An 11,485-nucleotide genomic window follows, 5' to 3' on the forward strand; every position below is an offset into this window, starting at 1 on the left:
GCCCGGCCGTCGGCTACCCCGTGCTCCCGAACATCAAGGAAATCTTCAACGTCGCAAAACTCATCGACTTCGGCAGCGTAGGCATCAGCCTCACCGAAAACGGCGCCATGTATCCGCAGGCCTCCGTAAGCGGCCTCTACATCAGCCACCCCGAAATCGACTACTTCCACGTGAAGGTATAAATCAACGGCCACGCCACTTTCAACTCAACCCGCACTCGTTGCGGGTTTTTCAACATAAATGCATACAAACGCCCCCATCGCGGCAACCGCTTTTTCTAAAAAGAGATTATTTTAAAGGCAGGTTGTTTTAAAAGGGTTGTTTCATGAAAAATATTCTGACCGCGTTCTCCACGACGGCAGGCTTTGCGGCCGTACTCATCGCAAGCGCTACGACTTTGTCCACAGCCGCCACCGACATCACCGTCGACACGCAAAAAGGCATCAAGAAAATTTCACCGTACCTGTACGGGCGAAACATTGACAAGATTAGCGACGGTAATACCGAAGTCACCGCAGACGAAACCGCGTTCATCAACCAGATGCTCGAAGCGGGCATTCACTTTTTACGCGCCAACAACGGCAACAACGCCACGCGCTACAACTGGCGCCACAAAATGACCGTTCACCCCGACTGGTACAACAACGTGTATTCCCACGACTGGGCGATTACCGCGCAGAAAGTTCTCGACAACATGCCGGGCATAGACGCCATGTACGCCTTCCAGCTCACGGGATTCGCGGCAAGTTCCACCGACTACAACTTTGCAGATTGGAACTGGAAACAAGAACACGGCTCCTACGCCACATCGACACTCGACCTCGCGGGCGGCGGCGAAGTCTCCGAAGACGGCAAGACGCTTGTAAAGGCCGGAGACTACACACTCTACAACATGGAATGGCCCGCCGACTCCACCGTCGCCATTATCCCATACTGGAAAGACGAACTCAAGTTCGACATGAGCCGTTTCCAATACTGGAGCATGGACAACGAAATGGAAATCTGGCGCGGCACGCACTCCGACCTCGACCTGCCCGTCACCGGGGACTTCCTGGTAGAACACTACATCGACGTCGCCAAGAAGGCGCGCGCCCAGTGGAAAGACATCAAGCTCACCGGCCCTGTCGCCGCAAACGAATGGCAATGGTGCTCCGTGGCCTCGTACAACGAACAGGACCGCCCCAAGGGAGCAGACCGCAACTACTGCTGGCTAGAATACTTTATCATGAAAGTCGCCGAAGAACAGAAAAAATCCGGAATACGCCTGCTCGACGTTTTCGACATTCACTGGTACCCGAGCGAAAAAGATTACGAGTCGCGCATGAACTGGCACCGCGTACTGTTCGATACCACCTACAACTACTCCGGCGCAAACGGAATCAAGATGGTGAACGGCGGCTGGGATAACGACAACCAGAAAGAATACATCTTCAAGCGCGTCAACAACTGGCTCGAAAAATACTTCGGCAAAGATCACGGAATCACGCTTGGCATCACCGAGACAAGCCTAATCGACGAAGATGATCCGATGGTCACGGCACTCACCTACGCCTCGTTCATCGGCACCATGCAGGACAACGGAGTCGAGATATTCACCCCGTGGACATGGGGCGACGGCATGTACGAAGCAGTCCACCTGTTCAGCCGCTACGGACACGCGAACCGCATCGAATCCGTATCCACCAACGACTCGCTCGTTTCCGCCTACAGCTCCGTTACAGACAAAGGAGATTCCCTCACCGTCATCTTCGTGAACCGCGCCGAAAAAGACGCGCAGGACATTCAACTGAAGCTTTCGAACTTTGACGCATCCACCAAGCTCAAGACATTCACGCTTGCAGGAATCACCGGCGAGACCTTCGTATCGCACACGAACAACGCGCTGAAAGAAAACGCCGTAGAACTCAAGGTGCAAGGCGGCACCACCAGCGCAACGGGCAACTCCGCGAACAAATTCTCCGCAACACTCCCCGCCAAGTCGATCACAGCAGTCTTGCTCACCTCAGACACCCCCAAAACTGTAGGCATCGCTCGCAGGGCCACGACTCGCGCCGCAATACAGTACGGCGCCACAACCCGCTTCGACACCAAAGGCCGAAACGTCACGCACACCCGCACCAGCCCCGGATACTATATTTGGCGATAAAGTAAAAAGCTATACGAACTCAACTACAAGCTGTTTTCCAAGTGCATGAGCCAACTTGTAGAGAGTCTCAATAGAAGGCGACCCCTTCGGAGTCTCAAAGCGTTGGTATGCTTGCGGTGTAATATTGGCCCGTCGAGCGACCTCGCTTTTCTTTTGCCCTCTGCGAGCTTCAAACAGCTTGTATGCAATCTCAATCCGCGGAGAAAGCTCCACCGGATAAAGTCCCTTTTCCGCATCAGGTTTCGTCTTGGGAAGAATCATCGTATTACCAAGATCCAAGTCGCATTCCATAGCGCCGTCGAGGGCGTCCTTAGCCTGTCGGAGAGCCTCATCCTGCGTCTCACCGAACGCATTCACATTGGGCAAATCAGGGAACGAAACCACGAAACCCATGTCCTTGTCTTCTTCAATTTTCGCTGTATAATTCATGGTTACCTCCACTAGTCAAACTGTTTCAAGATACGTTTGAGATAAACACCTTCTATCTCATGCTTATTTCGTTGTATCGGAACGGGCCGCCGGCCTTGCTTCACAAATATGTGATGGTCGCCGTTGATACGCCCTAATTTCCAGCCTCTCTTTTTTGCGTAATCACAGATTTCTTTAAACTTCATAGATTAAAATACAATATATTTATTGATTTGTCAATAAATAAGTTAATTTTTCAAGGATATACGTTTTAATAACGCTCCAAATTCGAAGCGTTTTTCATTATTTTTAATGGAATCTATTATCCGTAGATATTCCTATGGAACGCAATTACCCCTGTCGGGGGATATAAAAATACCAGTATTTCTGGCCAGCTTTAATATAACAAATTTCTGATTAGTGTGAATAAAAAATCCATCATCTCCAAAATTTTTTTTTCATCAAAAAGCCAAAATGTCATTATTTGTCGCGCAAAGTGTATATATTTGAGAATATGGAAATAATTGCGCACATTCGCTCAATAAACGACAATTCTGTCGAAAAACAGCCTTTGGCCGATCCTGAAGGTCACTTGCAAGGTGTTGCTGCATTGGCAGAATCTTTTGCAAAAGCCTTTAATGCAGGCGAATTTGCAAAATGTGCCGGACTTTTGCACGATTTAGGTAAGTTCAAAACAGATTTTCAGAACTATATTCGCCAATCTTCGGGGTATGATACTGAAGAATCGGATGATTTTGGAGTTGGGAAGGTTGATCACTCCGCCGCCGGAGCAATTTGGGCCAATAAGAATATTCCCCAATTCGGTTTATTACTGTCTTATATAATCGCAGGTCACCACGGCGGTATTCCCAATTATTACGGCAAACTGGACAATCGACTTGCGAAAGAAGAGAATTTGACGGAAAGTTTTGAAAATGGCGGCAAAGAATTTCTTAGCGACATCAAGATTCCAGCACTAAAAGCTGCACCTGTCAAAAATCCAAGGGATCTTCATCTATGGGTTCGAATGCTGTTTTCTTGCCTAGTAGATGCCGACTTTCTTGATACGGAACGCTTCATGTCGCCCGAGAACTTCGCTTTGCGTGAAAATAGCCTTTCATTAAAGGAGCTAAAAGCTCGATTTGATTCATTTATGGACAAAATGAGCAAAAACGCACCTTCTACAGAGATTAATAAAATTAGAGCAGAAATTTTGTCCAATTGTCGTCAAGGAGCGATGAAAGAACCTGGACTTTTCTCTCTTACGGTTCCTACGGGCGGCGGTAAAACACTCGCCTCTATGGGATTTGCTTTGGACCACGCTATAAAATATGGCAAATCTCGAATTATCGTCGCCATTCCTTACACTAGTATTATTGAGCAAACAGCTGATGTTTACAAAAACGTGTTTAAAAACGGAGACGAAGATTTATCAAATGTCGTTCTAGAGCACCATTCTAATTTGGATCCAGATAAGGAAACGACTAAATCAAAACTTGCATCGGAAAACTGGGACGCTCCGATAGTTGTAACTACCAATGTGCAATTATTGGAATCACTCTTTGCTGCAAAAACAAGTAGATGCAGAAAAATCCATAATATCGCAAATTCCGTGATTATTTTGGACGAAGCCCAAATGCTGCCTCCAGAATATTTGAAGCCCATTTTAGGGGTGTTGGAGTCGCTTACTACTGATTTTGGTTGCTCAGTTGTTCTTTGTACGGCAACGCAACCGACACTGCAAGGGCATATTGGTGGAGATCCAGCACCACATGGCGAAGGCGGATTTGAAGGATTGCCTCGCAATAACGTGCGCGAACTTATAAAGAACCCGCAAGAACTATTTGAAAAGATGAATCGTACAAATGTAACGTATATTCCTGAAAAAATAGATTCTTGGGAAAAAGTTGCAGAGCAATTGATTCAGTATGACCAAGTTCTTTGCATTGTAAATACGAGAAAAGACTGCAAAGCACTTTATGACTCAATGCCTCCAGATACAATTCATCTTTCTGCATCGATGTGTGGTCAACACAGAAGCAATTTGATTGCTGAAATAAAACGGAAGTTAAAAAATGGCGATCCCATCAGAGTTGTAAGCACGCAGTTGGTAGAAGCGGGTGTCGATATAGATTTTCCTGTAGTTTATCGAGCTATGACTGGCTTAGATTCTGTCGCACAGGCTGCTGGTCGATGCAATAGAGAAGGCAAGTTAAAGCAGGGAAACGTTTATGTTTTTAATTCACCAAAGGAACCGCCTGTTGGCTTGCTCAGATTTGGTGCTCAAGCAAGTCAGCACATAATAGATGAAGACAAACTTGAAAATATTCCATTGATTCCCGAAATTTTTTCAACCTATTTTAAAACCTATTATAATCAAATTCATTCTTTTGATAAAAAGAACATTCTGCACGATCTTGATTTACGAAATAACCTAAAGGCTGAATTTAGGACTGCTGCGGAAAATTTTCAGTTAATTGACGACAATGCGCAGAAATCAGTTATTGTGTGGTATTCTGACGACAAAATAAATAGCCAGGAATTGATTGCTCAATTGGAGGCTGTCGGTCTTAAAAGAGATATTATGCGCAAGTTACAACGTTGCACAGTCATTATTCCTAAAAAATGTTGGGAAGAATTGCAGAAAGATGATTATATTACTGAAATAAAAGGCCCAGATGGTATTGGATTGGATATTTGGCAACAGGGAACATCTTCCCTGTATTCTGAAAAAACAGGCTTCTTACTAGATGGCCCTAAATTTGAAGGAACAGAGTTTATTTGCTAAAAGGAGTGTAAATCGATGGAACACTTTGGAAAAACATTTTGTTTAGATGTTAAGGGCGATTTCGCTTGCTTTACGCGCCCAGAAATGAAGGTGGAACGTGTCAGCTACGATGTGATTACACCTTCGGCGGCAAGAGCTATATTTTCCGCAATTTTCTGGAAACCTGCAATCAAATGGAATGTCAAGAAAATTGAGGTACTAAGTCCGATTAAATGGATTTCGGTTCGCAGGAATGAAGTCGGTGCCGTAGCCGTAAAGAACCCCATTATGATTGAAGATTCTCGACAACAGAGAGCAGGTCTTTTCCTGCGCGATGTTCATTATCGAATTTATGCGGAAATGGAATTTATCCCGATAAATAAGAGGCCAAAGATACTAAACGAGATTCCCGAATCATTAGTCAGTGACGAAGAACGACAAGAAATTCGCAAGGATGAAAATCCAGGGAAATATCATGCGATGTTTGAACGCAGAGCCAAAAAAGGACAATGTTTCAATCAACCATATCTCGGATGTAGAGAATTTAGCTGCGAATTTAAATTCGTTGACAATCCTGAAAAAGCCGCAGAGGAATACCCTGCTATACCGGAAAGTCGCGATTTAGGATTTATGCTTTATGATATGGATTTCGAACATCCCAATTCTGATGGAAGCATTAACCCAGCTTTTTTCCGAGCAACCATGGAAAATGGAATTGTGAATATTCCTGATTGGGATAGTGAGGAGGTTCGTAAATGATTTTACAAGCTTTGTGCGATTATTACCAAAGAAAAGCAAATGATCCAGAAAGCGGAATTGCACCGGAAGGTTTTAGTCGTGAACAGATTCCTTTCTTAATTCGTTTGAATTCTGATGGAACCCTCATTGGCCTCGATGATACTCGAACACAGGAAGGCAAACGACTTGTTGGTCGAAAGTTTCTTGTGCCAGCCGCCGTTTCCAGAACAGCCGGTATAAAAGCCAATTTGTTGTGGGATAAAGCAGAATACTCGTTAGGAATTCCTGACGGGCTAAAACTTGCAGATTTAGAGAAAAAAGCAAAAAAAGAACCTCAAAAATATACAGAAGAAACTATTTCTAAAGAGACTGAATCTTTAAAAAATAAGGCTATCGCCAGGCATCAGAATTTTATCGAGACCATCAAAAAATCATATATCGCAGGGAATTCCAATGTTGAATTAGTATTAAAATTTCTTGAAAACGACCCTGTTAATCAAATTGAAGAAAAAATGGGTAATGACGATATTTGGATTTCGATAAAAGATGAAAATCCGAATATAAGTTTCATTATTCAGGGATGTGATGAACCTGTATGTTCTATGTTCCAAAAGGAGCTTTCAAACAACAAAACCTCTTCTGAATCTGAAGATAAAGGAATATGTTTAATTTCGGGCGAGAAGTCCTCGATTGCAAGAATTCATCCGATGTTAAAAAATGTTGTTGGAGCCCAATCATCAGGTGCCGCAATCGTTTCGTTTAACAATCCGAGTTTTACGTCGTTTAACAAAAAGCAGAATTTTAACGCCCCAATTTCAGAATCCGCAACATTTGCCTATACAACAGCTTTGAATATGCTGCTTGATAAGAATTCTAGAAATAAGATGCGTGTGGGCGACATGACTATGGTTTTCTGGTCAGAGAAATCTACTCCATTGGAAGACCTCTTTAGTGATTTATGGTCTCTTCCTACAAAAGACAATCCAGATGCGGATATAGAAGCTGTTCATAAACTATATAGCAGCATCAATACTGGCGCATTCATACAAGATTCGGGTACACGCTTTTTCTTGTTAGGTTTATCACCGAATGCAGCACGAATTGCTATTCGCTATTGGCAAATAGGAACGGTTGATGATGTATCGCAAAAGATTAAACAACATTTTGATGATTTAGATATTGTCAAACCAAATAAGGATAGTGGAAGATGTGCATTGATGCCAATGCTTGGTTCTATAGTTCGAAAACTTGATGATTTGCCTCCAAATCTTTGCGGGGATGTGGTTAAAGCTGTTCTTCAGGGAACTCCTTATCCGCAATCCCTTCTACAAATGATTCTTCGGAGAATTCGAACAGATTTTTCTGCATATCCATCCGATGAAAGAATGAGAGCCGCTTTGCTAAAAGCATTCTTGAATCGCAAACATAGATTTAATAAAACAACAGACAAGGAGATAACCGTGTCACTCGATAAAAATAATACAAATCCAGGTTACCTGTTGGGCAGACTTTTCGCAACATTTGAGTATTTGCAAGAAAAAGCCCAACCAGGAATCAATGCCACCATTAAAGACCGTTATTATGGAGCAGCCTCATCAACTCCTTGCACGGTATTCTCTCAACTGTTCAAGTTGAAAAACCATCACTTGGCAAAACTTGAAAATTCCGGGCTGAAGGTTTATTTTGAAAAACTTATTGGAGAAATTACTGACGGCATTTCCTCGGATGGTCTACCCGCTCATTTGAATCTCGATGATCAAGCCCGTTTTGCGATCGGCTACTATCATCAGCGTCAAGACTTTTTTAAATCAAAAGAAGAAAAATAAAACAGGAGTCAATCATGACACAAGAAAACATTCTCAAGAAACGTTATGATTTTGTCCTTCTCTTTGATGTGAAGGATGGAAACCCCAATGGCGATCCTGATGCGGGTAACTTGCCGCGTTTGGATGCCGAAACAGGCAATGGCTTGGTTACAGACGTATGTTTGAAACGTAAAGTTCGCAACTTCGTTCAACTCGCTAAACAAGGTGAAGCCGGTTACGACATCTTTGTCAAGGAAAAGGCAATTTTGAATAATGCTATTGACGAAGCCCATGATAGCGAAGCCGTAAAAGCACAAAAGAAAGATGCCGACAAAACAGAAGCGGCCCGTCAGTTCATGTGCGCCAAATATTTTGACATTCGCACTTTCGGCGCCGTTATGAGCACAGGAAAAAATGCAGGACAGGTCCGCGGTCCGGTTCAAATGACATTTGGTAGATCAATTGATCCTATTGTTTCTTCAGAACATAGCATTACTCGTATGGCTGTAGCGACAGAAGCAGAAGCTGAAAAACAGAAAGGTGACAACAGAACCATGGGACGCAAGTTTACTGTTCCCTACGGTTTGTATGTTTCTCATGGCTTCATTTCTGCTCATCTTGCTGCACAAACGGGTTTTAATGAAAACGATCTTAATGTTTTTTGGGAAGCTCTTGAAAAGATGTTCTGGGAAGACCATTCCGCAGCTCGTGGCGAAATGAATGTTCGTGGACTCTATGTTTTTGAGCATTCTACGGCATTGGGAAATGCTCCTGCCCACGAATTGTTTGAAAGAGTTAAGATTACAAGAACGAATGAATCAGCACCTCCTCGTTCTTTTGACGATTATCATGTAGAATTTAACACTGAATCCATGCCGGAAGGTGTTAATCCAATTCGAAGAATTGGTTAATTTCACCAAAAATCTCCTTTTGGGGAAGGATATTCCTTCCCCTTTTTCATAGGAAGTCTATATATGCCTTATTCCGATGATGACTGCATAGCCATTTCTGGCTTACAACATTTAGCGTTCTGCAAACGCCAATGGGGACTCATTCACCTAAATCAAGAATGGGCGGAAAATTATTTGACCGCGCAAGGGAAAATAATGCACGAACGAGTGGACTCAGGCTATCAAGAATTCCGGAGAGGTGTAAAGCAATTTTCTGGATTGCACGTCAGAAATATGGAACTAGGCTTGTATGGACGAATGGATGTATTGGAAGTTGAACAAACAGAAGGACCCTATGTAGAAATTCCCTGGATAAAACTAAGCGGAAACTGGAGATTGCGACCGGTCGAATTTAAGCACGGCAAGCCCAAGGACCATAACGCCGATTTAATACAGTTATGTGCACAGGCACTCTGTCTTGAAGAAATGACCGATTTGCCCGTTAATGAAGGTTCAATATTCTATTGCGAATTACGGCGTCGTACGGAATTTGAATTTGACGAAGATATAAGAACAGAAACCATTGAACTCGCCAAAGAAGCTCACCGATTAATTGCGAGCGGGAAAGTTCCCGAAGCAGAGATAAACCACAACTGCAAATCTTGTTCTTTAATGGATTTTTGTCAACCCAACATCGGAAATCAAAAGAAATTAAAGGATTATTATCAGGAGCTCTTCGGATGAAAATGATTCGCAATACATTGTATGTCACTCTAGAAGGTGCCTGGGTTCATAAGGATGGGGAAGCAATAACAATCCACAAAGAACATTCTAAAGTCGCCCAATTTCCTATTCACCAAATCGGTGAGATTGTTTGCTTTGGTTATGGGATTGGCGTTTCCCCTAACTTGACAGAATATTGTGCATCTAAGGGGGTTACCATCACTTATGTAGATGGCCGAGGAAAATTTCTTGCACGAATGCAGGGACCTGTTCATGGAAACGTCCTTCTTCGCCGTGCACAATACCGAATATCCGATAATCCGGAACAGTCTCTAGCCATAGCAAAATGCTTTGTTGCCGCAAAAATTCAGAATCAGCGGAATGTACTACTTCGTCATTTAAGAAACCACAATGGGTGTGAGGGAGAATCCGAAATAAAACAATCCATTGCTGCTATGGAAGAAGGTGTCGCAAGTATTAAAAGAGCTTGCGACTCTGCAGAATTAAGAGGCATTGAAGGAAATGCTGCGGACAATTATTTTAGCGTATTCAATTATCTTATTCTGAATAAGGATCCCGACTTTCGCTTTACATCAAGAAATCGCAGGCCTCCAATGGACCGAATTAATGCGATGTTATCTTATGCATATTCAATTCTCGCGCTAGATATTCGTTCAGCATTAGAATGCGTTGGATTAGACCCCTATGTCGGCTTCCTACATGTCGATAGACCAGGAAGGCCGAGCCTAGCTTTGGACCTTATGGAAGAATTCAGAGCGCCCATTGCCGATAGACTTGTATTAAGCCTTATCAACTTAAAATCAGTCTCTTCAAAAAATTTCAAAGCTTTACCAAACGGTGAAGTTGAAATGGACGCTGACACACGAAAAGCTTTGTTATCCGCATGGCAAAAACGCAAACAAGAAGAAATTAATCATCCCTTATTAGAAGAATCAATGCCGACAGGCGTGATATACACAGAACAAGCAAGATTGCTTGCTAAACATATTCGTGGTGAAATCGAATATTATCCGGCTTTTTTGTGGAGGTGATATGTTAGTCCTTGTCACATATGATGTTTCAACCGTTTCTGCCGCAGGAAGGCGTCGGCTAAATCAAGTCGCAAAAGCATGTAAGAACTACGGGAACCGCGCGCAGAAATCCGTATTCGAATGTGAAGTCGATCCTGCCCAATGGAGTATTCTGAAAAATACTCTTGTTAAAATAATTGACGAAAAACAGGACAGTCTAAGAATATACTATCTTGGTTCAAACTGGGAGCGCAAGATTGAACACATAGGAGCTCATGCTCCACCCGATATGCATGATTTATTGGTTGTTTAGGCCTTCGCTAACCTATAGCTCCACCAAATTCCCTAAGAAGTTAGCGATTTTGAAAACGCGATTTTCAAAAGAATTTTGACAATTCGTATATTTAATATTGCATAAACGCTAAAGTCTTTACGACATTAGCGAAAATGCCATTCTAAGCCCTTTTATAAAAAGGCGTTTGGAAAGTCCTATCGCACCCCTCGCGGGTGCGTGAATTGAAACCTAGCGTGCCGTGGCGGGGCGACCATCGGGAGATCGCACCCCTCGCGGGTGCGTGAATTGAAACAAAAAGGGCCTCGTTTGTAAACGCCATGAAAGAATCGCACCCCTCGCGGGTGCGTGAATTGAAACCATTTGACGAACCTCGCCCGCACAAACCATGGAATCGCACCCCTCGCGGGTGCGTGAATTGAAACATCATCCAGTCAGGAGCAAACGGCAAATTTACCATCGCACCCCTCGCGGGTGCGTGAATTGAAACCGTACCACGGAAAGTCAAGTGCGCGACATACGAATCGCACCCCTCGCGGGTGCGTGAATTGAAACCAAGCGCCTTTCCAATGGGCAAGTCAAACTTTAATCGCACCCCTCGCGGGTGCGTGAATTGAAACACTAGTGTCTGTTGATTCGGAGTTGAGCTCGATATCGCACCCCTCGCGGGTGCGTGAATTGAAAC

11 protein-coding genes and 1 CRISPR repeat array are annotated in these 11,485 nt (G+C 43.6%); of the genes, 9 read left to right on the forward strand and 2 right to left on the reverse strand.

Annotation, left to right across the window (positions count from 1 at the left end; genetic code table 11):
• A partial coding sequence (locus Q0W37_RS14400; RefSeq protein ID WP_297702246.1) for a vitamin B12 dependent-methionine synthase activation domain-containing protein occupies positions 1-182 on the forward strand: 182 nt, incomplete at its 5' end.
• 143 nt (positions 183-325) lie between these two features.
• Entirely contained in the window at positions 326-2,146 is a 1,821-nt protein-coding gene (locus Q0W37_RS14405; protein ID WP_297702247.1) for a glycoside hydrolase family 44 protein, read from the forward strand.
• Positions 2,147-2,155: 9 nt separating this feature from the next.
• Here the strand turns inward: Q0W37_RS14405 and Q0W37_RS14410 are convergent, their stop codons facing one another.
• Positions 2,156-2,575, reverse strand: coding sequence for a type II toxin-antitoxin system HicB family antitoxin (locus tag Q0W37_RS14410; protein ID WP_297702248.1), 420 nt, complete (start codon positions 2,573-2,575; stop codon positions 2,156-2,158).
• Positions 2,576-2,586: 11 nt separating this feature from the next.
• On the reverse strand, positions 2,587-2,760 hold the full coding sequence (locus Q0W37_RS15485) for a type II toxin-antitoxin system HicA family toxin (RefSeq protein WP_367186289.1): 174 nt from the start codon (positions 2,758-2,760) through the stop codon (positions 2,587-2,589).
• A 308-nt stretch (positions 2,761-3,068) separates the two neighbouring features.
• Between Q0W37_RS15485 and cas3 the strand changes: the two genes are divergently transcribed.
• From cas3 to cas2, 7 genes are all read left to right on the forward strand, one after another.
• Positions 3,069-5,342 (forward strand): CRISPR-associated helicase Cas3', encoded by a 2,274-nt coding sequence (gene cas3, locus Q0W37_RS14415; RefSeq protein WP_297702249.1) that lies wholly within the window; start codon positions 3,069-3,071, stop codon positions 5,340-5,342.
• 15 nt (positions 5,343-5,357) lie between these two features.
• On the forward strand, positions 5,358-6,080 hold the full coding sequence (gene cas5c, locus Q0W37_RS14420) for a type I-C CRISPR-associated protein Cas5c (protein WP_297702250.1): 723 nt from the start codon (positions 5,358-5,360) through the stop codon (positions 6,078-6,080).
• Positions 6,077-7,885 carry a type I-C CRISPR-associated protein Cas8c/Csd1 gene (cas8c, locus tag Q0W37_RS14425; protein WP_297702251.1) on the forward strand — a complete coding sequence of 603 codons (1,809 nt, stop codon included), beginning with the start codon at positions 6,077-6,079 and terminating at the stop codon, positions 7,883-7,885. The genes cas5c and cas8c overlap by 4 nt, the downstream gene beginning before the upstream one ends.
• 14 nt (positions 7,886-7,899) lie before the next feature.
• Positions 7,900-8,775: a type I-C CRISPR-associated protein Cas7/Csd2 gene (cas7c, locus tag Q0W37_RS14430; protein WP_297702252.1), complete on the forward strand. Its 876-nt coding sequence runs from the start codon at positions 7,900-7,902 to the stop codon at positions 8,773-8,775.
• A gap of 63 nt (positions 8,776-8,838) precedes the next feature.
• Positions 8,839-9,498 carry a CRISPR-associated protein Cas4 gene (gene cas4 / locus Q0W37_RS14435; protein WP_297702253.1) on the forward strand — a complete coding sequence of 220 codons (660 nt, stop codon included), beginning with the start codon at positions 8,839-8,841 and terminating at the stop codon, positions 9,496-9,498.
• Positions 9,495-10,529 (forward strand): type I-C CRISPR-associated endonuclease Cas1c, encoded by a 1,035-nt coding sequence (gene cas1c, locus Q0W37_RS14440; protein WP_297702254.1) that lies wholly within the window; start codon positions 9,495-9,497, stop codon positions 10,527-10,529. Before cas4 ends, cas1c begins: the two co-directional genes overlap by 4 nt.
• Before the next feature lies 1 nt (position 10,530).
• Positions 10,531-10,821 (forward strand): CRISPR-associated endonuclease Cas2, encoded by a 291-nt coding sequence (gene cas2 / locus Q0W37_RS14445; RefSeq protein ID WP_173381723.1) that lies wholly within the window; start codon positions 10,531-10,533, stop codon positions 10,819-10,821.
• Positions 10,822-10,999: 178 nt separating this feature from the next.
• Positions 11,000-11,484: direct repeats of the CRISPR family, unit length 31 nt; unit sequence ATCGCACCCCTCGCGGGTGCGTGAATTGAAA.
• Position 11,485 lies beyond the last annotated feature (1 nt).

Origin of the sequence: uncultured Fibrobacter sp. (assembly GCF_947166265.1) — a bacterium.
GTDB lineage: Bacteria > Fibrobacterota > Fibrobacteria > Fibrobacterales > Fibrobacteraceae > Fibrobacter.

Bases quoted from the DNA above. Each gene is read 5' to 3' on its own strand.
- cas2 (WP_173381723.1), top strand. From the start codon at position 10,531: ATGTTAGTCCTTGTCACATATGATGTTTCAACCGTTTCTGCCGCAGGA.
- cas5c (WP_297702250.1), top strand. From the start codon at position 5,358: ATGGAACACTTTGGAAAAACATTTTGTTTAGATGTTAAGGGCGATTTC.
- Q0W37_RS14405 (WP_297702247.1), top strand. From the start codon at position 326: ATGAAAAATATTCTGACCGCGTTCTCCACGACGGCAGGCTTTGCGGCC.
- cas3 (WP_297702249.1), top strand. From the start codon at position 3,069: ATGGAAATAATTGCGCACATTCGCTCAATAAACGACAATTCTGTCGAA.
- Q0W37_RS15485 (WP_367186289.1), bottom strand. From the start codon at position 2,760: ATGAAGTTTAAAGAAATCTGTGATTACGCAAAAAAGAGAGGCTGGAAA.
- cas7c (WP_297702252.1), top strand. From the start codon at position 7,900: ATGACACAAGAAAACATTCTCAAGAAACGTTATGATTTTGTCCTTCTC.
- cas4 (WP_297702253.1), top strand. From the start codon at position 8,839: ATGCCTTATTCCGATGATGACTGCATAGCCATTTCTGGCTTACAACAT.
- cas1c (WP_297702254.1), top strand. From the start codon at position 9,495: ATGAAAATGATTCGCAATACATTGTATGTCACTCTAGAAGGTGCCTGG.
- cas8c (WP_297702251.1), top strand. From the start codon at position 6,077: ATGATTTTACAAGCTTTGTGCGATTATTACCAAAGAAAAGCAAATGAT.
- Q0W37_RS14410 (WP_297702248.1), bottom strand. From the start codon at position 2,575: ATGAATTATACAGCGAAAATTGAAGAAGACAAGGACATGGGTTTCGTG.